Here is a 25,001-nt window from a genome sequence, read left to right as displayed (position 1 = left end):
CTTTCATATCAATATACGATCTTTAATATAGTTTAAACCAGGACTATACACCAGAAGGACTCCGGTTGGCAGAGAGAAAAAACAGGGAGTGGTAATTGCTCATTGACTCTGCTTGGTTAAAATGGTCAAATAAATGCCATTGTTTATTCCGTGAAGCTGAAAGGATGGTCGCATGGCGGAGCACATAAAACAGGAAATCCTCCTCGAAACCGGTACCAACGAGATGGAGATTATCGAATTTTATCTTGGAACCCAGTCTTTCGGGATTAATGTCCATAAGCTAAAAGAGATTATTCCCTTCGAGGAGGCCGCAGTTACCGTGATTCCAGGAAGTGATACCGGAATGCTCGGGACCTTGCTGTTGCGCGGGAGCACCATTCCTTTGATCGATCTCAAGGCGCATATGGCGCAAAAGGAGAAAGATCTGGAGGGTGATGTGCGTCGGGTTGTGCTGATCTGCGAATTTAATGATCGCGTCAATGGTTTTAAGGTTGATGGGGTCAATATGATCCACCGGGTCTCTTGGAGCGATGTTCAGCCGATGGCTACCTTTATCGACCAATATCGCCCCCGTTTTACCGGTAGTATCAATATTGAGGGTCGCGAAATACTGATTGTTGATCTTGAGCATATCGTCTCCGAATTCGATCCCGAAGCGGCGCTTGATTACGAAGCGGAGCTGCATAGCGAACAAATGGAGGAGAAGGTGCCGCACTCGCGGCAGGGAATGAAGTTGATGATGGCCGAGGATTCGTCGCTGATCCGGGCTGGCATCGAACGGGTTCTAAAGGGTGCTGGTTATACCGACATCGAAGTTTTTGTTGATGGCGAGGATTGCTATCATCGAATCATGGCGGTCAAGCAGCAAGCGGCAGATGAGGGGAAGGGTATTTCGGAATACCTCAATTTGCTGATTACTGATATTGAGATGCCGAAGATGGACGGCCTGACTCTCTGTAAACGGGTGAAAGATGATCCGATTCTTAAAGAGGTCAAGGTGATTCTGTTCTCCTCGCTCATTAATGAACAGATGGCAGTTAAGTGTGATTCGGTCGGTGCCGATGGCTATGCAACTAAACCGCAGATTCCATACTTAGTGCAGATGATGGATGAACACCTGGGAATTGCCGGGACGGTGGGAAAAGAAGACTAAATTTAGATTTTTGCAAAAAAAGCGTGAAAATGAACGGCGCCGGTGGGAATTTTGCACCGGCGTTTTTTTGTATTTTTATCAGCCGATATTTTTTTCTAACCGTTTGCAGACCTTTTCGGCGTCGTGGCGGGCTTGCTCGATCTGGGTTGGGGTCATTTTGTTTTCTAGCGATTTTAGCGCTTTTTGTGCGTCACTGTGGCCTTTATCCGCTGGCAAGCGTAACCAGACTGAGGCTTTGACGTAGTCTTTGGGGATTCCGCGCCCCAAGGCGTACATGCCGCCAAGGTTGTACTGGGCGTCAGTATAGCCCTGCTCTACCGCCTTGCTCCACCATTTGACAGCTTCGGCGTCGCATTTTTCAACCCCGTAGCCGAAAACATACATCACTCCCAGGTTATATTGGGCGGCCGCATTTCCCTGTTCTGCGGCCAAGGTCCACCAGTGCTGAGCCTCCGAATAATCCTGCGGGATGTTGTCATTGTGCACGTAGAAGCTGCCTAAGTTGTATTGGGCGTCAGAATCTCCCTGCTCGGCCGCCAAACGATACCATTTGAGAGCCTCATAGTAATCGGTTTCGACCCCTTCGCCCTTGGCGTACATAAAGCCGAGATTGTGTTGGGCATCAACATGTCCCTGCTCGGCGGCCATCCGGCACCATTTGAACGCTTGCGAGCTGTCGCGCTCGACCCCCTGGCCGAAGGCGTACATCACCCCCAAGTTGTATTGTGCATCGGAGTAGTTCTGCTGGGCCGCCAATCGATACCACTGGATCGATTGTTCATAGTTCTGCTCGGTGCCTTCACCGTTGGCGTACATCAAACCCAGAGTGTATTGGGCATCAACATGATTCTGTTTTGCCGCTAAGTGACAGTATTGCAAGGCCTCTTTTTCATCAGCTTCGATGCCTTGACCGAAGGCAAGCATCACCCCCAGATTGTATTGTGCATTAGCATCACCCTGTTCTGCTGCTTTACGGTACCAGTAGACTGCTTTGCTATCATCCTGCGCCACGCCATTTCCCTGTTCGTAAAGGTAGCCGAGCGCCAACTGCGCATTGACATGCCCTTGCATGGCAGCGCGCTGATACCAGTCGGCCGCTTCGCTACAGTCCTGAGGGGCGCCTTCGCCTTGCTCGCACATCCGTCCGTAATTATATTGGGCGTCCGCTTTGCCCTGCTCTGCAGCCAAGCGGTAACGGCCTTCAACGATAAAGGCTGAACTCGTCATGGTGGCTCCTCAAGGGAATTCATTACTCATTAAGGTGAATCGGCAAGCAATTTAACAGATTTAATCGAGGGGTGCAAATGTCCCGACTGGAGAAATGAAAACGGGAGCCCTGCTGAGCAGCAGGACTCCCGTTTGTAGGAGGGCCGTCGTTTAGGCCATAAGATAATAATTCTTTGTGATCAGTCTTCCGTCTTAAATCGACCAAGCAAATCCTGCAGACTGCGAATGTGCTGGTAAATTAGTTTTGAGTTCTCTGCCACACGTACCGAGGTGTTGCCAATGTCGGCAGTCGACAATTTTACCGAATCGGCGTGGCCTGCGACCACCGCAGAAGTAGTAGACTGTTGCTTGGTTGTGTCGGCAATGCTGTTGATATTTGTAGAAACTCCGGATATTGCTCTGACGATATCACTCATCGATGTGCCGATTTCCTGCACTGACATGGCGCCGGTCTGTACTCCTTCAGCATTGGCTGACGACTGTTCGATGGCATTTTTGGTATCTGCTTGTACCGATTCGATCATGCCACCGATCTCTTCTGCTGCTTTAGCCGATCGTGCGGCCAGGTTACGTACTTCCTCGGCAACGACAGCAAAACCCTTGCCAGCAGAACCTGCTCTTGCTGCTTCCACGGCGGCATTCAATGCCAGCAAGTTGGTCTGGAACGCTATCTCCTCAATGGTTTTAAGAATTTTACCGATCTCAGCTGAACTTCTTTCCAGCGAGCTCATCTGGCCAGTAAATATCTGAGTTTTTTCGTAAATAGCGTCCATATCGCTAACGATCTCAGTCACTCTGCTCAGCCCCTGTTCGGCTAACTGGGTCGCTTCTTGTGCCTGTGAGACCACCCGATTGTTGGCATCGACCACCGATTCCACGGAGCTGCTGAGTTGTGCGGCTGCCATGGCAGTGCCGTCTGCTCCGGCACTCAGATCATGAACGGTCTGTTCTGTCTGTGTTGCAGCCTGCGAAAGATCGTTGGCCGAAACGTCCAGATCGCTGGCTAAAGATTTGATTGGCACGAGGATGTCGGCAATTTTCTGCATCAATTGATTCAGCAGCGAACTGATTTCACCAAGCTCACTCTGGTTAACCGGCAGTCGTTTGGTCAGGTCACCTTCGCCCGAGACGATCTCGCCCAGGCGCTGTTGTAGGCGACTGGTCGGTTTGGTGAGTGCATAGCGGATAAAAATGATAACCAGTACGATCAAAAAACAGACGGCTACCAGGGCATAGAGCAGGTAGTTGATTTTGCTCTGCTGCATCTGTAAAACGCTCGAATAATCGGCGGAAATCTTGAAGTAAGCGGCCATTGAGCCAACCTTGCCCGCATGATCTTTGGCGACAATCCCATCATGGCAACGCAGGCAGGAAGAGACGACCGGGATACCGATAAATTCCTCATGGACATCGCCCTGTAAGCGGACAAAGTGTGACGTACGCTGTTGGGCCAGGTCATGGATCAAGTCGTTATCAAGCGACTGCTTGGGTTCTTCACCGCTGCTTGAGTAATGGACTATGCCATCTTCGGCATCAATCAGCTCGACCTTGCGGACGATCTCACCCGCGGCCATTTCCAACTGATCCTGAAACAGCCGCATGTTGCCGCTTGTCAAGGGTACGCCCAGGCTGCGGACAATGGTACCGGTCTGCTCACCAAGCATGGTTTCAATGGCCGGTTCGACCAACTTGCGTGAACTGTATTCCCAGCCGAAAAAGCCTGGAATACTTGCGATCAGCATGGCAATGATGACAAAAACAGTGAGCCGGAAACTGGTTTTATGCATGAGATGTTTCATGATTGCCCCCCTTTATTCATCAGGGTTCGCCAGTCGATATACTGCATATTTTCCGGTGCCGTGAACATCGCGTCATCGACCTTGGCAAAGAAGCCAGGGTGTGCACATCCCTTGCAGCCGAAACGCGCCTCGACGCACCAGTTGGCTCCGTCGTTCCACTTGCGACTTGGACAGATCTGGCGATGGGTGACCGTCCCTTTGCAGCCGACCTCGAACAGGCAGCCTTCGTCACCAGGATAGGAGGCAAACTCCTTTTTCTCATAGTAACCACGTAATGGGCAGAGATCGTGAATCAGGTGATCATAGAAACGCAGTGGTGAAAGCTGTTTGTTCCGCTCCGGAACCTTGCCTGTCAGGGCGACATCCAGGACCGTACCGACGATCTCAATCGGATGAACCGAGCAGCCCGGCAGGGTGATAACTTTACTGGCGATCTTTTCGTCGCTCCAGCGGCAGTATTCTTTCAAAAATTTTGGAATCGACACCGCCCCGGTACTGTTTCCGGCGGCAGCAGATATACCACCGAAGCTGGCACAGGTCCCGGCGCAGAGGATCAGACCAGCAGATTCAAAGGCCTGCTTGCCGAATTCGGCAGCGGTTTTACCGAACGAATGAGAGGTTTGTAGATTGCCCAGCGGGATTGCACCTTCGGCGACGATGACATGGCCCCCTTCATCTACTACCGTCTCCCAGATGTGATGATACTCTGCGCCGGAGGCGAAGGAGAGGTTTGGATGGGCGACCACATTAACCAGTTCAGTGATAAACTGCAGCAGGTCACCGGCATTCAAAAAGCTGGTGCTGCAACCGGTACAATCCTGATTTTGTAACCAGGCGACTTTCGGTTTCTGACTCGCCGGCAGATTGAGGAAGGCCTCGACCTGTTCGACAGGGATTGCCAGAGCTGCCAGTAGTACACTTGCTCTTTTTAGAAACTCTCTTCTGTTCAGCATTCCCGTCTCCTGGTCAATGGATCGAACATGCCATGCATGGATCGAAACTGTGGGTTGTCCGCATCACTTCGAGGTTGGTTGCTACTCCCTGATAGGCCGCTGGTAAGCCTTTCATTGCCGCTTCAGCCGGCCCTCCCGAAGGGGAGAAGTTCCAGGTTGAAGGCACGATCAGGTCGCTCTTGACGATGACGCCCTTATCGATTTTGTAGTAGTGCATCAGGGCTCCACGACCCGCCAGGCCATATCCCCAGCCTTCACCGCTGAAATCGCCGTTGGGATTCCAGGCCTTGATAAAGGGTTCACTGCAGTGCTTCGCCAGGTGGGCAATAATCTGTTCACTGTACTCCAGCAGGTTCAGACACTCGACGCCGCGGGCTAGTAGCCGGCACATGTTTGATGAGCCGAGTCGGCCGCCGAGGCTGGAGACGATATCGGCAAAGCGCTGATCTTTGTTGACGATCAGTCGGGCTAACGGGCCAACTTCCAGCGGTTGTCCAGCGTAACGTGGTGCCTTGACAAAGGTGTAGGCGCCAGATTTATTGGTGTCGTAACCGCCACTGTGGTCATAGTAGGATTTGTCGACCTGTTCGCTGACCTTTGCTTGCGAAAACTGTTGATGTTTTCCGTTTATGACCACACCACCACGAAACATGGAGGAGCCATCGGGGTAGAAACAGCTTGGATTGGCCATGAAGTTGTCACCACCGTTGCCGAACTCGAAATGTTCCGGGAAAAATTTGGCGATGGCGATAGCATCGCCCAGCAGCGTGTTCTCGACAAAAGCTCTTGCCTCTTGCAAGGTTGCTGCAAGCTGGCTGAGTTTCTCCGGGGTGATATCCGTGGTCACCCCGGCCGGAGTAATCGAATGCGGATGGGGGGCCTTGCTGCCGCAAACGGCAATCGAGCGGTGGACCTTCTGAATAACACCCAGAGCGTCCAGGTAGTGCGCCAGCAGGGCCTGGCAGGTCGCACTGTCTTCGATGTATTTGCCGCCCGGGTAACTGTTGACTAGGCCGAAGGTATTCGACTTGACCGCCTTGATGACGCCTTGGACCTTTTTGTTATTGCCGCTGTAATCGGCGGCTTTGATAACATTGAACCAGTCGGGGCCAGTCAGGAAGTAGGTATGCAGGATGTGATCGGACACCAGGTGCGTGGCGACGGTCAGTTCGCGCATCAACCGTCCGTTGGCGGTCGGTGTTATCGAGGTGGCTTTTTCAAAAGCCTTGTTGGCGGTCTCGGCGTGGACATGCCAGCAGACGCCACAAACCCGTGATACGGCGATGGTTGCATCCATCCAGCGTCGGCCGACCAGGAAATTCTCAAAACCGCGCGCCATGGTGCCACGTACCTTTGCCTCGGTGACCACATTGTTCTCAACCGTCGTTATGATTTCCTGGTGACCCTCAATGCGGGTGACAGGATCAACGACAACTGTTCGGCTCATATATCCCTCCCTATTGCTAGGATGATTTTATTGGTGGAACGTGGAGTTCATGTTGGTTTTTCTTTGTCCATTTGGTGCATTTCCTCTTTTTCGGAATTAAAAAGCCGCCCATAATACGGCGCGGTATCAATAATAATTATCTCTGATTATGGTTTGTGGATTGCTGACGACAGATTATTTATCCTTGATCATTAGAAAATCTAATCTAATTTCCTGATGATGTAAAGTAGTTTATTGCTTTTTTTTAATTTTTCTGTTGATTATTTAGGTGTTGAAGTATTCGGGTAGGACGATGTTCTATTGATGGGCCAGGGAGAGTGAATAAAAAAAAGGAGTTCACTTAAAAAGTGAACTCCTTTGATTTTTATTGGTTGCGGGAGAAGGATTTGAACCTCCGACCTTCGGGTTATGAGCCCGACGAGCTACCAGACTGCTCCATCCCGCGACAACGAAGCCGGACACTAACGGAAAAGAATCAGAAGGTCAACAGTTATTTTGTCGATTGGTTGTGTTGCTGGTCATGATGGTGTAGAAACATCGTCTGCAATCTCATTTACCGGTAAGGATATAGATTTGATTCAAGCGACGATTGAACTTGATAGGGCTCTGGAGATGCGCCGCACTGGCGCACTGCTGGTGGATGTGCGCACCCCGGCTGAGTTTGCCGAAGCGACCATTCCCGGTGCTGTCAATGTACCGATTTTCAGTGACGAGGAGCGGGTCCGGATTGGTACTCTTTATAAGCAAGAAGGGAAAGGGGTTGCCCGCAAGCTCGGTATCGAACTGGTGGCGCCGCGAATTCCGGCGCTACTGGAGCAGATCGAAACCGCCCGGTGCGGGCACAAGGGGCCGGTTGTCGTTTTTTGTTGGCGTGGCGGGATGCGCTCATTGGCGATGACCAGTTTTTTGAATCTGGCCGGTATTCATGCCCGGCAATTGGTCGGTGGGCATAAGGGCTTCCGCAGTTTGGTCTGTAGCTATTTCGATACCCAGCATTGGCCGCCGATCTATGTTCTGCGCGGTTTGACCGGGGTTGGCAAAACCAAGGTGTTGCAGCGGCTGGACGAACAGAGTTATCCGGTCATTGATCTGGAGGGGCTGGCTAACCATCGTGGCAGTGCCTTTGGCGCGCTCGGTCTGCAACCGCAACCGGGGCAAAAGAAATTTGAAGCCTTGCTCTGGGATCGCCTGCAGCAGCTCGAATCGTCAGCCTATCTGGTCACCGAAGGCGAAAGTTTGCATATCGGCCGGTTGATGGTGCCGAAAAAGTTTCATCAGGCGATGCAGGTGCAGACCAGTCTCTGGCTGACGGCTTCGCTGGAATTCCGAACCCGCATCATCCTCGATGATTATCCCGCTCTTGATGGCTTGCGCGAGCAGTTTGAAAGGCCGATCTGCGCGCTTAAGGAAAAGCTCGGCAATCAGGTTGTTAACCAACTGCTCGATTTGTTGCATGCGGGGAAATGGGAAAAGCTGGTCTATGAATTGATGGTTCACTACTACGATCCGCTCTACCTGCATACCCTTCCCCCGCAGCGGGTTGAGATCGATCTGGAACCTTTTACCGCGGGGGTGCAACGGGTTGCCGCCGCCCTTGACCGTATGGCCGCCGGCTAGTATTTCTTTTCCGCCACCTTGTCCCGGAATCAACAGGGGGTTATCCTTGAACAATATGTGAGGATAATCCGATGTCTGATCTGTTCAAAGCGTCCGCAAGCATCTCGCCGTTGTTCGTCAACCGCTTTAAGGTTGATGATGCCGCGCCCTTTAAGCGTCATCTGAACCGTCTTGAGGTCGAAATCGCCCGAGAGGATTACGGCGGCTTGAAACGGGTCGAGCTGCTGGATCCACCCCCTCGGGCAGAATTCTATACGCCGCTGATTGAGTTGACCGAACGGTTATTGCATACCACGCAGAATAATTATAACCGTCAGCTTCTGCTGCGACTTGGCATCCGGGTTTATCTGGATGTCGCTCGCTATCACGTCTATTATCGTCTTCCCGATCGTTGCATCCGCTTCATCCCCGCTTGGCGCGAACAAGTGTTGAACAAGTTTTTCGCCGAACTGCCGCGAAATGACACCGAATGGCAACCCTGCCCGCAGCTTTTGCCCGATTTCCGCTGTAAATTTCTCGCTGATGAGGCTGGCGGAACCCTGTTGTTGCAGGGGGATAAGGCCGATCCGAAATTGCCCTTGTTAACCGTCAGTCACGGTCCCTACGATCCTCACACCCTGGAAGTTGCGCTCTATTTTCTGCGCTATGGCAAAGGGCGAGCGGCGATGATTAACCTCGGTTTTTCCGGTCGCGAGCCGCTGACTGACGGTAACCAGCAGAAGCTTAAAGAGTGGGGCGTGCCGCTTAACCCGAGTAATATTGATGTCATCTATCCTTATGTCGATGCTGGTGGTCACCCTTATTGTTATAAGCATGAGGAGGGGCTGTGTCGTTACATCCATCAGCTTGATGGTCGGCTACCGGAGTTGATTGTTGATGTCCACGGTTATGTCGGAACCCATGCCGAGGACGAGCGGGTGCTGGTCGGCATGGGTGGCCTGCCGCCCTTTCCGCAGTTGGATGAATTAGGGCAGACGCAGTTGCGGGGCGATGTGGTGCACATGCAGCCGAATGGTCGCTTGCGCAGTGGCTTGCAGATGGTTCGTGACCTCTCCGAAGAGATTTACCTGCAGCTCTGCGCTGCACCGCATCGTGGCTATCATTTTGGCATGTTGGGTGGCTTGCAGTTGATCGGTCGCTGTTTTGATCCGCGCGAAGAAGTCTCCAGTCTACTATCCGGAGAGGAGCGCAGCTTTTTGCCGACGGAAAATATCCGCTGGCTGCCGAGTGCCGGGGCCAACGCCAAACAACGGATTGAGGCGTGTAAATTAAGTTCCCCGGCCCTGTGTCTGCACGTCGAAATTCCGACCCGGATTCGCCGCCAGATTGCTTTGAAGATGAAGCAGCAGGCGATCAACGACTCGCTCACCTCCAGCGGGATTTAACGGGGGCTGATGAAAAGCACCCATCTGCGGCGTTGCTCTTGATTGCGTCGCTGCGACGTAGCTTGCGCTACGCCTCACTCCGAAATCTGCGCGCGCCTTGCATCTGGGCACTTTTGATCAGCCCTCGGGTAGGTGCGTAATTGGGAGTGAAGTTGATTGGTCTTCCCCCCCCCCCCTCTGGTTTCGCCGCAGTGGAGCGATCGATTTGGGAGGTTTCCCGCGAGGTTAAGCGCAGCGCATGTGAGCGGCCCCAAATCGATTGTGTAACGGAGGTTCCCGCGCAGCGGGCGGAACCAGTGGGGCGCGTTTTTCTGCTTACTCTTTTGCCGCGCAGCAAAAGAGTAAGGTGTCGGGCGGGGGCGCAACCCCGCGACCCAGACTTTGCTTTGGTTTGGTTGAAAAAAAACGGGGACAGAATTAAATTCCATCCCCGCTGTCGTTTGTTTTTTGTCAATTAAATCAGAACGGCCGCTTATTCATCCCCTCCTTGTAAACCCCAGTAAACGGACTCATCACCATCGTGATTCCCTTAACAAACCCCTTGTCCGGCACCTTGATCGGCGTAATCACCTCACCATCATATTTGCCGTAAGGCTCACCGGAGCGCGGCATGTCCCAAGCGTGCATCCGCGCTGCCAGATAATATTCGCCGCCTTGCGGCAGATACAGGGTGAACTCGCCTTTTTCGTTGGTCAGCCCCGAAGCGTAATCGGGCAGCCGTTGTATGTCGCTGTTGGTGTAGGCAATGGCAAAGCTGCCCGACATCGGTTGGCCATCGACATCGACCAAAATGCCGCGGATGCCGGTTTCAGTAACTGCGGCTCCGAGCCCTTGCTTGAAAAACATCGGTGCCCCCATGTTGATCATTGGCAGGTCGATTTTACTCAGCTTGCCGGCTTTGATCTCCGTCAGTAGCCGCGCATCCTCAGAAAAATAATCACCGGTAGAAATCGGCCCGGTGGATAATCCCGAGGTTCGTTTGCGCGCCACCACGTAATAGTTGCCAGGGGGGACATCGATACTGTAATTGCCGTCAGCACCGGTTGGGCTGGAGATATAGGTTGATGGGCCGAGCAAGTTGGGTGCGTGGCTTGGGTAGACATTGACGTAAGCACCGCTGAGCGGCTGGCCGTCTTTTTTCAGGATGACCTTTCCGGTCAAACCGCTGCGTCCATTGCCGTCAACATAACTGGTTTGGTTGGCCATCGGCCCGCAGGCTGCGAGCAAAAAAAGGAGCAGGCAGGTGAACAGGTAGCGCATATCGGTCCTCCATCGCTTGTATTATAAAAGGTGGTTGCTTGTGCCATCGGCAGATAGAAACTTTACCAATTCTATCTGCTTGACGGTAATTGTCAAAAAAACTCTAAGAGGGTGGTATTATTTAATCCGAATGTAAAAAAGAATCTATGATATCGACTTGTTAGCGGGGTGTTTTTGCCCATCGTTCGACGGTCGAAAGAAAGGAAGTCAGCATGGAATTGTCGATTAAAAAAGGGGCTGCGTTAAAGCAGAAAACCCCTTGTTTGATAGTGGGCGTTTTTGAAGGCAAGCTAAAGGACCCTCTGCTGCAACAGCTTGACAGCGGCGTTGATGGTGCTTTTAGTTTGGCTACGCGCAGCAAGGAGTTTACTGGCCGTACGGGGGAGACGCTGCTGCTGCATACCGGTAAAAAAGTAGCGGCGGAGCGGGTTCTGCTCTATGGCCTCGGCAAAGAGCGGTCGGTCGGGTTGAACAGTCTGCGACAGGCAGCCAGTAGTGCTGCCCGGTTTTTAGCGGAGAAACAGCTGGGGAGTTTTCTGCTGGCGCTGCCGCAACTGGAGGTGAAAAAAAGCAGTTTGACCGAGCGGGTGCAAGCGGTCGCCGAAGGAGCGTTGTTGGCCGATTATCGGTATGATCGCTACTTTTCTGAAGATCGCCCGGGCAAGCCGGCATTGCTGGATAAAGTCGGTTTGCTGATTGATGCCAAGGGGAACCTTGCCGAGGCAGAATCGGCACGGCATGATGCTGAAGGCATTGTCGCTGGGGTCTGTTTTGCGCGTGATCTGGTCAATGATCCCGGGAATCTCAAGACGCCGCGATATATGGCGATGCAGGCGGTTGCCATGGCAGAACGGGACGGGTTAAAGGCCAAATTGCTCGACCGTAAACAATTGGAAAGGGAAGGCTTTGGAGCCATGCTCGCGGTGGCCCAGGGCAGCGTACAGGAACCTTATCTGATCGTTCTTGAGTACCGCGGCGGCACGGAGGATGCCAAGCCGATCGCCTTGGTCGGGAAGGGCGTTGTGTTTGATTCCGGCGGAATTTCATTGAAGCCGTCGGAAAAAATGGATGAGATGAAAATGGATATGGGCGGCGCGGCAGCGGTCCTTGGCACCATGCTGGCGGCGGCCCGGTTGAAGCTGCCGGTCAACCTGCTGGCGGTGGTCCCGGCGGTTGAAAATATGCCCTCGGGAACAGCTATCCGTCCCGGCGATATCCTGACCTCGCTTTCCGGCAAAACGATTGAGGTGCTTAATACCGATGCTGAGGGGCGTTTGATTCTGGCCGATGCCTTGACCTACGTCGAACGTTATCAGCCTCGGGTGGTTGTTGATGTGGCGACCCTGACCGGAGCGGTTATTGTTACTCTTGGCAATCATGCTGCGGCCGTTCTTGGTAACCACGACGGATTGATCCGCCAGTTGCTTAAGGCGGGAGAGCGCAGCGGCGAGAAGCTATGGCAGTTACCGCTCTGGGAGGAATATGCCGGACAGATCAAGAGTGACTTTGCCGATGTGAAAAATACCGGTGGCCGGGGTGCAGGAACCGTGACTGCCGCAGCATTTCTACAAAAATTTGCCGATGATTATACTTGGGCACATTTGGACATTGCTGGAATGGCGTGGGAGGAGAGCGGCAAGGCGGGTCGGCCGAAAGGGGGAACTGGTTTCGGTGTGCGGGTTTTGATTGAGTATCTGCGTGGTGCTGCAAAGTAGGTTGGCTCGTTGCCGGGTGTCGCATTGCTTCACCCGGCAACGAAATCAATCCAATCTTAAATAAAGTGAGGCGACCGTTTCATCGCGCTGTGTGATTTAAGCTCTTCCGATGCAGACCCGCTTCAGCCAGCCCCGGGCGTATTTTTCCTGAGTTGGGCTCTTGCGCATATACTCGACATAGTGCATCCCCTGCAGGATGTTGACAATTTTTAGCAGGTGCTCAGGTGGGTCTTTGGCCAGATATTTATTGAGGGCGGCCAAGGTTCCCGATCCTGTTTACCGTCTTCGAGGATGTCTTTAAAGCTTTTTTGATTGCGATTGAGCAGGTTCAGTCCTTCCTGAAGGAAACGTACCGCACGATGTACGCCCATATTGACGCCGGTGTCGAACAGCTCCTCGGCTAGCTCCTGCGAAGCAATCGCATCGCCCTGAAACCTGTCCCAGTAATTATGTTTGTAAAAATCCTGAATCTGCTGTTGTAGCTTATGGTCATTTCCCAGTAAGCTGTTCAATTGACGGCGGTTGCTGGACTGTTGTTTGATTCGGTCGATACTGCTCCAACCTGACCAGCTGGGATGGTAGCGACGAGCAACGCCCTTATAGGTTTCGCCGCCAGCGTCATCGGGATCGAAGCCGTAGCCTCCCTCGTGACCGAGAGTGATCTGAAATGCTGCCTCGAAGTTTGCCATTTAAATTCCCTCCTTTGAGTCGGAACTTATAGCGCCATCTCAAGTGTTTATCATCGGGCTCATTAAAATCAAGCGCGAAATGTGCTGTGGTTGAGAAATTGGTCTGTTTTGTATGGGAAAAGGTTGTCTATTTAGCCGGAGCTTGTCTCTGCAGTGGTGACTTGATTTATCAAAGGGAACGACCTCGATCGGAACAGGCTTTTTTGCCGGGACTATTCGTTCCCGAGAGCTTTCCGCTCCCTTGACATCGTGGTCAAACTGTTGCTAAATTGCGGCGTTCGGCGGGTTGTATTACGCGCTGAAAAAGTCACAAGGGTCCTTGATCAATCACCAACGACCACCGTCGAAAGTTAATTGCGACGGGATGGAGTCAAAAATAATGCGTTCTTCCGATTTGCCGCTGGAAACCGATCTGCCGAAGGGGGTTAAGGACTTCCTGCCGCTCAAGGCGGCCAAAGCCGATTTTCTCCAACAGCAGCTACGCCAGGTTTTTTCCGCCTGGAGTTTTCATCCGGTGATCACTCCGCAGCTCGAATTCCTTGATGTCCTCGAAAGAGGGCTGGGGGAGGGTTTGCGTGATCGCGCTTTCCGCTTTGATGATCGCCAGAGCGGTCGTCTGGTTGCTTTTCCTCCCGACATGACGCCGCAGATCGCTCGGATTGCCGCGACCCGCATGCGTGAGCGTCCCTTACCGTTACGGCTTAGTTACAGCGGGCGGGTGTTGCGGCACACTGAACAGCAGGCGGGTAAAGATCGCGATATCTTCCAGACCGGCGTCGAGTTGATCGGTCTTGATGGTCCCGAAGCGGATGCCGAAATGATCGCCATGGCGGTCGAGGCGTTAACCGCAGTGGGCGCCGAAGGGTTCACTATCGATATCGGGCAGGTCGATTTTTTCCGTGGCGTGATGGACGGACTGCCCCTTGAAGGGCGGCAGGCGGATCTGGTCGCTGACGCGATCCTGCGCAAAGACAGTTCTGAGTTGCAGGCATTACTTAAAGATGCCGACCTTGATGACGCCGCTCGCGAAGAGGTTCTCGCTCTGCCGCGGCTGTTCGGTGGCCGTGAAGTGTTGCAACGTGCCGAGCAAGTGGTCCGCAATGATCGCTCGCGAAAAGCGCTGGAGAATCTGGCCCAAGTGCTGGATGTGCTGGAAGTCTATGGTGTGCTCGATCACGTCACCGTCGATCTCGGCGAACTGCGTGGTCTTAATTATCACACTGGAATTACCTTTCAGGGCTTTCTCCCCGGGGTTGGTCACGCGGTTTGCAGTGGCGGACGCTACAATAATCTGATCGGTCAGTACGGTTTTTCTGCTCCGGCAACCGGTTTTACCTTCGACCTGTTGCAGCTGTTGTTTGCCCTTGATAAGTCTCTTGATAAGCGGGTTGTGCCGGGCAGTGACCTATTGGTCTTTGCCGCTGGAGAGCAGCTTCGGCCAGCTCAGCAATTGGCGCACAAGCTGCGCCAGCAGGGTTATTCCGTGGCCCGCGATATTCTTCCGCGGGAACAGGCTGCGGCCCATGAATATGCCAAGCGGATGAATTTTAAATACCTGGCGGTGGTTGCCGCCGAAGATGAAAATGTCGAGTTGATCTGTCTGGCCGATGGACAGAGCCGACAGGTTGCTTGGCAACAGGTCTATCGGGACGGATTTGAGCTTTAATCATCCATACGAAACCGGTCATTTTGCAGACCGGAAAAACAGGAGTTATAAAATAATATGGCCAACGTAATTATCGTCGGCGCCCAATGGGGTGACGAGGGCAAAGGGAAAATCGTCGATATCTACACCGAGAATTCCCAGGCAGTGGTTCGTTTTCAGGGTGGTAACAATGCTGGGCACACACTGGTGGTCGGTGATGAGAAGACCGTCCTGCATTTGATCCCTTCGGGGATTTTGCATGAAGGCAAGCGTTGCATGATCGGCAACGGCGTAGTCCTCGACCCGAAGGTTTTTCTCGAAGAAATCGAAGGTCTGAAGAAAAAAGGCTACCTGAAGGATGACCGCCAGTTGATGGTCGACGGTGCCGTCAACCTGATCATGCCCTATCATAAAAAAATCGATATCGCTCGCGAGATAAAGGCGGGCGGCAAGAAGATCGGCACCACCGGTCGCGGTATCGGACCAACTTACGAGGATAAAGTTGGTCGGCGCGGCATTCGGTTTGCCGACCTGCTTAAGCCGGAAACCTTCAAGCGCAAACTGCGCGAGGTTCTGCCGGAGAAGAACTTCTATCTCGAGCAGTACCTGGGAGAGCAGCCATTCTCCGAAGATGAGATCGTTGAGGAATATCTGGGCTACGCCGACAGGCTGCGTTGTTACTTGGGGCGTGCTTCGACCAGTGTCGACCAGGCCATCAAGGCCGGGGAAAATGTGCTGTTTGAAGGCGCACAGGGCAGTCTGCTGGACATTGATCACGGCACCTACCCCTACGTCACCTCTTCCTCAACTGTCGCTGGCGGAGCCTGTACCGGCGTCGGTATCGGTCCGCATCTGATCACCGATGTCATCGGTATCTCTAAAGCTTATGTCACTCGCGTTGGCGAAGGGCCTTTCCCGACTGAGTTACATGACGAAATGGGTGAACAGCTGCGTGCCACTGGCCACGAGTTTGGTGCCACCACCGGTCGTCCACGCCGCTGTGGTTGGCTCGACGTTGTCGCTTTGCGCGAAGCTGTGCGCACCAACGGTCTGACCGGCATTGCCCTGACCAAGCTCGATGTACTTAACGAACTGGAGACCATCAAGGTCTGCACCGCCTACAAGTACGGTGAGCAGCTGATCGAAGAATTTCCGCAGGACTACGATGTGCTCAAGGAGTGCACCCCGGTCTATGAGGAAGTCGCCGGCTGGCAGCAGGATATCAACTCACTCACTAGCTACGATGACTTGCCGCAACAGGCGCGGGATTATGTTGATAAGATCGAAGCCTGGACCGAAACCCCAGTCGTTCTGGTTTCGGTTGGGCCGCGACGCAATGAAACAATTCAGCGGACTAGTCCGTTTTCGAAAAAAAGCTAAAAAAGATCAGAAAAGGGTTGACCCGTAAAATCGATTCACGTATAAAGTGTCTCCGTTGCACGAGCCGGTAGCTCAGTTGGTAGAGCATCTGACTTTTAATCAGATGGTCGTGGGTTCGATCCCCCCCCGGCTCACCATTTAAATGTAGCATCCTGCGGGTACATTTCCCGCAGGGACTTAGCAGTTTTAAGTCCCTATCGTCTAGCCTGGCCCAGGACACCGCCCTTTCACGGCGGCGACGGGGGTTCGAATCCCCCTGGGGACGCCACATTGGAAAAAGCCTCTTCTGAGAAATCGGAAGAGGCTTTTTTTTCGTTTAGGTTGGCTCTAGGTTGGTTAGTGGTTTCTTAGATTGACTCTAGATTGAAAGAAAAAGAGTCCAGCCAAGCGGAGGGGGGGCGTGTCAGAACTCTTCAGTTTGGAACGTATCGATCCTCTAGGTTTGTCAAAATGCTGATTAAGGGGCAAGGTGAGGGTAGGGCATTCACATTCGTGGAGAATGGGTATCACGCTTGACCCAGATTGGATCTGTCCCCTTTGTCCAGAAATTCACCCCAGCATATCTAATATGAACACTATGACTGAAGAATATATCTCGCTCACGAATATGCACCCGTACCAGCGCTTGCTCAGTTATCCCGACAATAATCCTGAGCAACAAGCGTATTACCGGCAGCAACTACACCAACTAGGGGTCGAATGCTTACTGGCTGCAGGACCAGTACGGCTGGCCGGGTTACCACTACTGGGAGTCGGTTATTGCGGGCTGGTGATTGCCGGAATTTGGCACGGGCGAGCGGTCGCCATCAAACTGCGCCGCCGCAGCTGTCGGCAGGCCAACCTGGATGAGGAAGCGCGCATCCTGCGGCAGGTGAATCTTCTCAACATAGGGCCACAGCTCCACTGTCAACAAGATGATCTGCTGGTCATGGAGCGTTTGAACGGTCAGCCTTTGGGGCGCTGGTTGCAGCATGTGAGCCCCGAAGACGCTCCTGAATTATGCCGCGTGCTCCAGCGCTTACTCTGGCAGGGATTTTATCTCGACGCAGCGGGGGTTGACCACGGTGCCCTGCGCTGTGCCGCAGAGCATGTTTTTATTGACGGCGAGAGGCTGACCATAATCGACTTCAGCCATAGCAGCACTAACCGTAACCCCAACAATGTGACCTCTCTGGTCTCCGGGTTGTTTTGGGGGACCCGCTTAGCGCAAGACATTCGCAGAGTTCTGCTCCTGCCCGAGCGTGACGCCTTGTTGCCATGGCTGCGAGATTACAAAAAACAACCAGACCGTTGCAACTTTCAGGCATTATTGCATGCCCTCAGTCTGGATGAGCAGGATATCTAGAGAGGGCTTTGCATGGGATAGGGTCCTTATCCGATGGGCATTACTGGAAGTGGCGATATTCAGAACATGTTCGATCTGGCCGACTTTCTGACCGTCAAAACAATACTGAACAACTTACAGGACACTTTCGGCGGGGCGAGGATTTCGGGCAGAAATCACCCTATCTCTATGTCCAATAAGTCGACACTTGCAGTAATCCAGGAGCTGGGAGCCCACTGTCAAAACTTACAAGCTTTGTTAATCGGGCAGAATGCTCAGAATTTCGTTACAAAAAGTAAAATCCTGACTTTTAGGATACCGATATGTTCGATTTATCCTTTCTGGAAACCCGCAGCCTAACTAAACAGGCTGAAGATTATTTTTTCTGGCAGTGGAACAATACACAAATAGCCAACGAAATAATATACTTGGACGAACTGTTCCAGTCCAGATGTTGCCATCTACAGGTAAAGGAAGTTAAATCGAAAACTCATCAGGGAAATCTTTTGGCTCAAACCACTCATCTTCAGAAAAGCTCTTGTCGGTGATCTGCCCAAGTTGACGCTTCATGTACTTTCCTTCAGCAGAGGCTGCCAACGTGCCGTCCGGCAAGTAGAGTTCTCCCGTTCCTTCGAAAATTCTTCCGCTGTCCCGGGTGATGCGGCCAACGGCTTTTAGCTCTACCCCGTAGGGCACCGGTTTCTTGTATTTAACGTTCAGTTCAATGGTCACTCCGAAGGTATTATGGTCGTAAAATATCATAATTGCCCGACCGATCGTCTCGTCAAGAATCGCCGCTGAGATGCCACCATGCGTGACGTTGGGGTAACTTTGGTGAATTTCCTGTGGGTGAAACAAAGCGACCACTTCGTTACTGTCAGTTTCATGGAAGCGGGCCTTCAGGCCAAAATCATTTTCGACTCCGCAAACCATGCAGTTCCGCGAGATGTTCTGGGTAGCTTTGATTCTGTAGGTCATGGCAATGCCTCTTCTAAATCAGGATATCGGGGTAGGTTGAGTCGGAACTCACACTCAGGACCTTGCTTTTATAGCAGTATTCATTGTTAGTTGCACACCGATCTTACCGACAAACGAAACAGCCCAACCCTTTTCTGCCGGCTGTTTCGTTTGTTTTTTTGGAGAGACCCTTTAGCTATTTGCTTGTGTCTGCTTAAAGACGATCTGCAGATAGCGTCACTGTCAATTATTGATACGCGCCAGACGAATAATGAAGTTCATAGCTGTGGCTGTAGATTTCCAGAATATTGCCAAACGGGTCTTCCATGTAGATCATGCGATAAGGTTTTTCGCCCGGATAGTAGTAGCGCGGTGCTTTCATGCGACGTTTACCACCTGCCGCAACGATCTTTTCAGCCAATTCCTCGACGTTGGGGTCTTGCACCGAAAAATGGAATACGCCTGTTTTCCAGTATTCGAAGTTATTCTCAGGGTTAACCTGGTTTTTGAATTCAAACAGCTCGACACCAATGCGGTCACCTGTTGACAGGTGGGCGATCCGAAAGCGTTCCCAACCAGAACCAAAGACGTCGGTACACATTTCACCGATCGCACTAGCGTCTTCTACAACGTTGGTTGGCTCCATAATCAGGTACCAACCAAGAACCTCGGTATAAAATTTTACTGCTGCCTCAAGGTCAGGTACTGAAATGCCAATGTGAGAAAAGGTGCGTGGATATGGATTAGTCATGCTCAACTCCTTTTTTAAGTGTTTTTGTTGTAGTCAGTCTAAAGAAGTTTCTTGAATATAGAAAATTATCAAATATTATCTATATGATAACCGTTTGTTATAGATAGGGACTCAGATGATTAACCAACAATGGCTACACACTTTCCTTACTTTGGTCGAGGTCGGCCACTTCACCCAGACTGCTGAAAAGCTCTATATGACTCAGCCAGGAGTCAGCCAGCAGATCAAAAAGCTGGAGGAACAGGTTGGTGTTGCTTTGTTGAATCGAGTCGGCAAACGGTTTGAATTGACCCGGGAGGGGGAAACGCTCTACCGCTTCGGTTGTCAGAGAAGGCAAGAGGAAGAGCAACTGTTCGGTGAGTTACAATTTGATGACGAACACAAAGGGGAATGCCGGATTGCCTGTTCCGGGGCGATGGCAACCTTTCTCTATCCACACCTATTGAGCCGGCAGAAAGATTATTCCGGACTCGCGGTCTCTATTGAAGCGGCCCCTAACTACAGGATTGTCGAAGGGTTGTTGGGAAATACCATCGATCTAGGACTCGTCACTCAACCTGCGCCATCGACCGATCTGACATACGAGACGCTCGGTTTTGAGGCTTTACGCCTGGTGCTACCCAGTATTTATGCCGCCCAGTTCCCCAGCTTTGAGGACCTAAACGCACTTGGTTTTGTCGATCATCCTGATGGGGCACACTATGCTGACCGCTTGTTGATCGCCAACTTCAAGGGAGCGTACCAAGGATTAAGAAAGATAAAAAAACCGGTTATATCAATCAACTCAGCCAGATTCTGATCCCTGTCTCTGAAGGGTTGGGCTTTACTGTCCTGCCGCAGACGGCGGTCTGGCAATTCGAACATCAATCATTGCTTTATGTGCCAACCCTAAATGATCCCATTCGCGACGAATTGTTTCTGGCCAGGAAAAAATATCGTGAATTACCCAAGCGGTATGATTGGTTCATAAAAAAAATAAAGGAGATGATCAGCGTAAAACTGGTCGGATAAGGTTGCAGGCTGACACTTTGGCCAAATCAGCCCATTCTCCTTGCCTCTCAAGGCCAGCCAAACAACGACTGAGACAACTCCTGTTTGATCTAGCCCTTCAATTACTGTAGCTTGACAAGTAACTGACTTATCTGATTTCTGAGGTGGGAGAAAAATTTTGAAGATTCTATCGATTAATGGAAGTAGAAGGAAAAAGGGGAATACAGAATTCCTTATTCAGTCACTACTGGCTCCTGCCAAAAAAGGTGGAGCGCAAATAGAATCGATTTTTCTCGGTGACTACAATATTGGTGCTTGTACTGGATGCGAGGGGTGTAGCAGCACTTGGGAATGTATCATCAAAGATGATTTCGCCCAGGTTGTCAAAATGGTAGATGAGGCCGATGGGATAGTCCTTGCCTCACCAACCTACTGGTATTCTGTCACCTCCGATATGAAGCGCTTTATTGATCGTTGCTACAGTCTCATCCAGTTTCCCGTTAGTCGAAAGGAATGGATCGCCAAATATCAAGGGGCTGGGAAAATCTGCATTACTGCGGCGATTTGTGAACAGTCTGAAGCATCAATGATGGGAAACACCCTGTCACTGTTAACCGATTTTTCTAAGGACCTAGGACTGGATGTTATCGAATCGGTTACAGGCTTGGAGCTTTTTGAGGCCGGCAGTATTAAGGCCGACCATAAACTCCTTCAAAATGCAGAAATGGCGGGTCAAAAACTATTTGAACTCCTGAAACGGTAATTCTCTATTTTGAATGTCCCATAAGTCACTGCTTTAAACACGCGAAAGCCACACTGATACCAGATAGTGTGGCTTTCTTGCTTTGCGGCATTTGCAAGAGTCACTGAGCAGGGGCGATCACATCTATACATTTTTTGCAAAACAGCCAAAGCGTTCCAAGTTTCTGTTTCAATGGTTGATCTCACATTCAACAAAAAAAGTCATAAGCTGTTAGCTACTAATACGTCACATGGTGGGTTGGTCAGAATGTCATGTGCGTTGCCCCCAAGTTTATAAGGCATCAGCCTTGGCCGACTGTGGGCTCCGATTGCGATCAGTTCAGCATTAATTTCTGTCGCTTCACGAAGAAGGCCGTTATAGGCTTCTCCTTGGGCTAATCGATAATGGAATTCTGGCTGTGTGTTAGCCATTTTATTAAGATTCGCGCTGTGATCGTGGACAAACTTTTCTAATTTATCTTTTTCAGAGGTTTCAATAACATCACCGGCATATTGGGAAATTTTGTCCCCGGTGGAGGTATCTGGAATATTGTAGAAGTGAACTAGGCTCAGGGTCCCTTTGGGAGCCAGCCTAAGGGCAAGGTGAAGCGCCTGGCCTGATCCAGCAGAAAAATCAGTACCAACCAAGGTATTTTTATACTCTCCAAGGGGCTTGTCTTTGACCATCAAGACCGGCAGAGTTCCCTTGCGGATCACTTTCTCTATTGTTGTTCCGACAAACATGTCACGAAGTTTTGATTTACCATGCATCCCCATAACAATAAGCTCAGCACTGACCTCATCTGCCAGTTTGATGATTTCGGCAAACGGTTCCCGGTTTTCTTTCACAGTAATCGTGTGTTCTACACTTGACAGCTCTTTGTTGCTGGCTAAGTAGCTATTCAATCTGTCTTTTATTCCCTGACTTGGGGAATTCCCCACACTTGCCTTGCTGTCAAGTGACGATGGTAGACAAACATGAAGAATGTGAAGAGTGGCCGTTAGTGATAAAGCGATCTTAACTGCCCTCTCAAATGCGCGATCAGTTTCGCCAGCAATGTCAGTCGCCAACAGAATGCTTCTCATCTTTTCCTCCCTTTTCTGCTTCCCAAGTGTGATGCAGAACCGCCCTGACAGATCAATCATGGGTATCTGTCCCATCCTCAAATACTATCAGAAAAATATATCACCGAAGGAAGTCTGTAAATGTAAGAGCTACCCAACGTCACGAAAAAAGTCTCCTTAGGATGGGGAGCATTTACATGACTCAGACAGATAGGGGGACCGGATGTCTGATAAGTCACCCACTATAGAACGTGAAACGCCCATGATTACCAAATCATGGGCGTTTCTTTGAATAGGGTACTTATCAAACATTAACTTACTGGAAGTGGCGATATTCAGAACATACTAGATCTGGCCGAATTTCTGACCGTCAAAATATACTGAATAACTTACAGGACACTTTCGGCGGGGCGAGGATTTCGGGCAGAAATTGGCCCCTTCGATGTCTGATAAGTCGATACCTGTAGGAGCCAGACCGTTCAAAACTTACAAGCATTTGAGAATGCTTGATATCTGTTGGATTACTCCGTGGGCACAATTTATTACGGAGATCGAAACATAGGGCTCCAGGACGAAGGGTCGCCTGATACGCAGATGGGAATTAATTCTTCACTTGGTAATGGGCGGCAAAAGAGGAACCCTTGCCCAACCTGACAGCCTAACCGACTAAGAATCTGTTGTTGCTCCTCCGTTTCAATCCCTTCGGCGACAACGTCAAGGTTCAAGCTTTTGGCGAGGGCCTGAATTGCTTCTATGATCGCAAAGTCATATTGATCTGTCATGACATCTGCCACGAAACCCTTGTCAATTTTAATGGTGGTAATTGGCAGATGCTTCAGGTGGCTCAGCGATGAATGACCCGTGCCGAAATCATCGATGGCAATCCGAACGCCCTGTTTGCGCAAGCACGAAAGATGTGCAATCGTTTCCTCGGCGTTCTCCATGGCGATGCTTTCGGTGACTTCCAGTTCTAGAAACTCGGCTTCAAGTCCTGTCTCTTCGAGGGTTCGGATAACCAGTTCGGGGAAGTCCGGCTTTCTGAACTGTTGCATGGAGATGTTGACGCACATGCGAAACGGTTGCACTCCAGCATCCAGAAATGACCTAACTTGCGCACATGCTGTTTGTAGAACCCAAGTGCCGATAGGCACGATCAGGCCCGACTCTTCGGCAAGAGGGATAAAATCGTTGGGCGGGATCAACCCCTTTGCTGGATGCTGCCATCGTAGCAGAGCCTCCATGCTCAGAAGTTGCCCGGTGCGGAGATCAACTTGCGGCTGATAATGTAGGACCAGTTCCTTTTTCTGCAGTGCTTGGCGTAGGTCGTTTTCCAGCAGCAGTAGTTCGTGTGCTCTCGCATCCATCTCTGCAGAATAGAACTGATAGGAATTCCTTCCACGCTTTGCGGCATACATTGAAACATCTGCACGTTTTAACAAGCCCTCAACATCATCAGCATTGTCGGGGTAGACGCTGATCCCAATGCTGACAGTCAGGAAGAATTGCCGCTCATCGTCAAGAAATGGTTGCTCAAAAGTATCGAGTAACTTCTGCGCAGTGGAAGCAATTTTTTCAATACTGGCTGGCTCTTCAATGACAACAACAAACTCATCTCCTGAAAGTCGGGCGAGAGTGTCTGCCTCCCGTAATTTGGCCCTTAACCGTTTAGCAACATCTTTCAGCACCAGGTCACCGGTCTGGTGACCGCTGGTGTCATTGACTTTCTTAAAGTTGTCAATGTCGATAAAAAGAAGCGCAACCAGGCTTTTACTACGCTTTGCTCTGCTGAGTGCTTGAGAAAGTCGATCTTGAAGTAGTATCCGATTCGGAAGATCTGTCAGGGAGTCGTAGTGTGCCAAGTGTTTCAGATGCTCCTTTTTCTCCCTTAACTCAAGTTCTGCTTGTTTTCGCTCGGTAATATCAAGGACAGTTCCCGTCATGCCTATTGATTCACCGGCCTCATTGACCTTAACTTCTGCCTGCTCCAGAACATAACGTATCGAGTTATCTTGATGTGCGATCCGGTGCTCAACCTTGTAAGAAGTTTTTTCTGTGAGTGCCTGCTCAACCGCTTTTCCGACACTTGCGCGATCATCTGGATGGATGCTGGCTAAAAAGAATTCATAGGTCGGTGTGGTCGTCTCTGGTGATAAATTGAAAATACTGTAAACCTCATCAGACCAGAGAACAGCGCCGCTTCTAGCATCCCAAGTCCAACTGCCGAGGTGGGCAATTCTCTGCGCTTCCGTTAAGTGGGCTTGTGTTTCCCTTAGGCGTTGTTCCAGTTCCTTGCATTCGGTGATATCAGTCCAACTGCCGATAATCTCAACAGGACTTCCGTCTTCTGCCAATACCAATCGCAATTCATCTCGCATCCAGCGGTACTCGCCAGCCTTGTTCCGAAACCTGTATTGATGTACATGTCGCCCCTTCTCAAAAATCAATGGAAGTGCGGCAAAGACAGCGTTCTTGTCTTCGGGATGAATATTGCCGACCCAGAACGATGGATCATTCAGAAAGTCGCCGGGACTGTAGCCCAATTGGGGTTCAACATTTTCACTGATATAGGTCGCGGCATAGTCTTCGCCAGCCTTGCATGCGTAAATGACAGCGGTCCCGAGAGAAAGTAGCTCTTCAAGGCGTGAAAGCGAGGCACTATTGCGTGAATCAGATGGTGGTGTGTCCCTATTTTTTAGCAATATCCTATCTCCCAGATCCGACAGTAAAAAAGTTGGTCCAAGCCAATTTTAAAATCTACCATATTATTGATTGTAGGGAAATTGTGACTTTTAGAGTTTTGTGCGGAAAATTTTCAAAACTCAGGATATTTGAAAGTAAGAACGGTTTGACCGCGGTAATGTCCGATAAATCACCCCTTTAAACACGCGAATGGGCCATGATTA

The 25,001-nt window shown here is 51.1% G+C and carries 21 protein-coding genes and 3 tRNA genes; 12 read left to right on the top strand and 12 right to left on the bottom strand.

Annotation, left to right across the window (positions count from 1 at the left end):
* Positions 1-172 precede the first annotated feature (172 nt).
* On the top strand, positions 173-1,153 hold the full coding sequence (locus ACZ5PT_RS02270; protein WP_464265188.1) for a chemotaxis protein: 981 nt from the start codon (positions 173-175) through the stop codon (positions 1,151-1,153).
* A 78-nt stretch (positions 1,154-1,231) separates the two neighbouring features.
* Here ACZ5PT_RS02270 and ACZ5PT_RS02265 read toward each other — a convergent pair whose 3' ends face one another.
* The 5 genes from ACZ5PT_RS02265 to ACZ5PT_RS02245 form a co-directional block, all read right to left on the bottom strand.
* Positions 1,232-2,380, bottom strand: a complete 1,149-nt coding sequence (locus ACZ5PT_RS02265) for an SEL1-like repeat protein (RefSeq protein ID WP_464265187.1) — start codon at positions 2,378-2,380, stop codon at positions 1,232-1,234.
* A gap of 179 nt (positions 2,381-2,559) precedes the next feature.
* Positions 2,560-4,179 (bottom strand): methyl-accepting chemotaxis protein, encoded by a 1,620-nt coding sequence (locus ACZ5PT_RS02260; RefSeq protein ID WP_464265186.1) that lies wholly within the window; start codon positions 4,177-4,179, stop codon positions 2,560-2,562.
* Entirely contained in the window at positions 4,176-5,132 is a 957-nt protein-coding gene (locus tag ACZ5PT_RS02255) for a hydrogenase small subunit (RefSeq protein ID WP_464265185.1), read from the bottom strand. The genes ACZ5PT_RS02260 and ACZ5PT_RS02255 overlap by 4 nt, the downstream gene beginning before the upstream one ends.
* Before the next feature lie 13 nt (positions 5,133-5,145).
* On the bottom strand, positions 5,146-6,579 hold the full coding sequence (locus ACZ5PT_RS02250; protein WP_464265184.1) for a nickel-dependent hydrogenase large subunit: 1,434 nt from the start codon (positions 6,577-6,579) through the stop codon (positions 5,146-5,148).
* A 368-nt stretch (positions 6,580-6,947) separates the two neighbouring features.
* Positions 6,948-7,024: transfer RNA gene (locus ACZ5PT_RS02245), tRNA-Met, on the bottom strand.
* Positions 7,025-7,074: 50 nt separating this feature from the next.
* Between ACZ5PT_RS02245 and mnmH the strand changes: the two genes are divergently transcribed.
* Both mnmH and ACZ5PT_RS02235 read left to right on the top strand, forming a co-directional pair.
* On the top strand, positions 7,075-8,196 hold the full coding sequence (gene mnmH, locus ACZ5PT_RS02240; RefSeq protein WP_464265183.1) for a tRNA 2-selenouridine(34) synthase MnmH: 1,122 nt from the start codon (positions 7,075-7,077) through the stop codon (positions 8,194-8,196).
* A 71-nt stretch (positions 8,197-8,267) separates the two neighbouring features.
* Positions 8,268-9,581: a hypothetical protein gene (locus tag ACZ5PT_RS02235; protein ID WP_464265182.1), complete on the top strand. Its 1,314-nt coding sequence runs from the start codon at positions 8,268-8,270 to the stop codon at positions 9,579-9,581.
* A 459-nt stretch (positions 9,582-10,040) separates the two neighbouring features.
* On the opposite strand, the gene ACZ5PT_RS02230 is transcribed toward ACZ5PT_RS02235, so the two are convergent.
* Positions 10,041-10,841, bottom strand: coding sequence for a carboxypeptidase-like regulatory domain-containing protein (locus ACZ5PT_RS02230; protein ID WP_464265181.1), 801 nt, complete (start codon positions 10,839-10,841; stop codon positions 10,041-10,043).
* Positions 10,842-11,053: 212 nt separating this feature from the next.
* Here ACZ5PT_RS02230 and ACZ5PT_RS02225 point away from each other — a divergent pair, with 212 nt between their 5' ends.
* Positions 11,054-12,556 (top strand): leucyl aminopeptidase, encoded by a 1,503-nt coding sequence (locus ACZ5PT_RS02225; RefSeq protein ID WP_464265180.1) that lies wholly within the window; start codon positions 11,054-11,056, stop codon positions 12,554-12,556.
* 96 nt (positions 12,557-12,652) lie between these two features.
* On the opposite strand, the gene ACZ5PT_RS02220 is transcribed toward ACZ5PT_RS02225, so the two are convergent.
* Positions 12,653-12,817 (bottom strand): putative peptidoglycan-binding domain-containing protein, encoded by a 165-nt coding sequence (locus ACZ5PT_RS02220; protein WP_464265179.1) that lies wholly within the window; start codon positions 12,815-12,817, stop codon positions 12,653-12,655.
* Positions 12,766-13,245, bottom strand: a complete 480-nt coding sequence (locus ACZ5PT_RS02215; RefSeq protein WP_464265178.1) for a glycosyl hydrolase 108 family protein — start codon at positions 13,243-13,245, stop codon at positions 12,766-12,768. Before ACZ5PT_RS02215 ends, ACZ5PT_RS02220 begins: the two co-directional genes overlap by 52 nt.
* A 379-nt stretch (positions 13,246-13,624) precedes the next feature.
* Between ACZ5PT_RS02215 and hisZ the strand changes: the two genes are divergently transcribed.
* The 5 genes from hisZ (at position 13,625) to ACZ5PT_RS02190 (ending at position 17,615) form a co-directional block, all read left to right on the top strand.
* Positions 13,625-14,911 (top strand): ATP phosphoribosyltransferase regulatory subunit, encoded by a 1,287-nt coding sequence (gene hisZ / locus ACZ5PT_RS02210; RefSeq protein WP_464265177.1) that lies wholly within the window; start codon positions 13,625-13,627, stop codon positions 14,909-14,911.
* A gap of 57 nt (positions 14,912-14,968) precedes the next feature.
* Positions 14,969-16,270 carry an adenylosuccinate synthase gene (locus ACZ5PT_RS02205; RefSeq protein WP_464265176.1) on the top strand — a complete coding sequence of 434 codons (1,302 nt, stop codon included), beginning with the start codon at positions 14,969-14,971 and terminating at the stop codon, positions 16,268-16,270.
* Positions 16,271-16,331: 61 nt separating this feature from the next.
* Positions 16,332-16,407: transfer RNA gene (locus ACZ5PT_RS02200), tRNA-Lys, on the top strand.
* A 53-nt stretch (positions 16,408-16,460) separates the two neighbouring features.
* A tRNA-Glu gene (locus tag ACZ5PT_RS02195) sits at positions 16,461-16,538 on the top strand.
* A gap of 300 nt (positions 16,539-16,838) precedes the next feature.
* Positions 16,839-17,615: a serine/threonine protein kinase gene (locus tag ACZ5PT_RS02190; protein ID WP_464265175.1), complete on the top strand. Its 777-nt coding sequence runs from the start codon at positions 16,839-16,841 to the stop codon at positions 17,613-17,615.
* A gap of 456 nt (positions 17,616-18,071) precedes the next feature.
* Here ACZ5PT_RS02190 and ACZ5PT_RS02185 read toward each other — a convergent pair whose 3' ends face one another.
* Both ACZ5PT_RS02185 and ACZ5PT_RS02180 read right to left on the bottom strand, forming a co-directional pair.
* Positions 18,072-18,572: a PaaI family thioesterase gene (locus ACZ5PT_RS02185; RefSeq protein ID WP_464265174.1), complete on the bottom strand. Its 501-nt coding sequence runs from the start codon at positions 18,570-18,572 to the stop codon at positions 18,072-18,074.
* Positions 18,573-18,798: 226 nt separating this feature from the next.
* Entirely contained in the window at positions 18,799-19,302 is a 504-nt protein-coding gene (locus ACZ5PT_RS02180) for a lactoylglutathione lyase family protein (RefSeq protein ID WP_464265173.1), read from the bottom strand.
* Between the two features lie 115 nt (positions 19,303-19,417).
* Here ACZ5PT_RS02180 and ACZ5PT_RS02175 point away from each other — a divergent pair, with 115 nt between their 5' ends.
* From ACZ5PT_RS02175 to ACZ5PT_RS02165, 3 genes are all read left to right on the top strand, one after another.
* Entirely contained in the window at positions 19,418-20,101 is a 684-nt protein-coding gene (locus ACZ5PT_RS02175) for a LysR family transcriptional regulator (RefSeq protein ID WP_464265172.1), read from the top strand.
* 17 nt (positions 20,102-20,118) lie between these two features.
* Positions 20,119-20,313: a hypothetical protein gene (locus tag ACZ5PT_RS02170; RefSeq protein ID WP_464265171.1), complete on the top strand. Its 195-nt coding sequence runs from the start codon at positions 20,119-20,121 to the stop codon at positions 20,311-20,313.
* A gap of 157 nt (positions 20,314-20,470) precedes the next feature.
* Positions 20,471-21,055, top strand: coding sequence for a flavodoxin family protein (locus ACZ5PT_RS02165; protein WP_464265170.1), 585 nt, complete (start codon positions 20,471-20,473; stop codon positions 21,053-21,055).
* Between the two features lie 200 nt (positions 21,056-21,255).
* On the opposite strand, the gene ACZ5PT_RS02160 is transcribed toward ACZ5PT_RS02165, so the two are convergent.
* Positions 21,256-22,119: a universal stress protein gene (locus ACZ5PT_RS02160; protein ID WP_464265169.1), complete on the bottom strand. Its 864-nt coding sequence runs from the start codon at positions 22,117-22,119 to the stop codon at positions 21,256-21,258.
* 521 nt (positions 22,120-22,640) lie between these two features.
* Positions 22,641-24,797, bottom strand: a complete 2,157-nt coding sequence (locus tag ACZ5PT_RS02155) for a putative bifunctional diguanylate cyclase/phosphodiesterase (RefSeq protein ID WP_464265168.1) — start codon at positions 24,795-24,797, stop codon at positions 22,641-22,643.
* Positions 24,798-25,001: the final 204 nt, after the last annotated feature.

The sequence above is a fragment of the Desulfuromusa ferrireducens genome (genome assembly GCF_055389805.1).
This window is presented reverse-complemented; position numbering and strand designations above follow the sequence as displayed.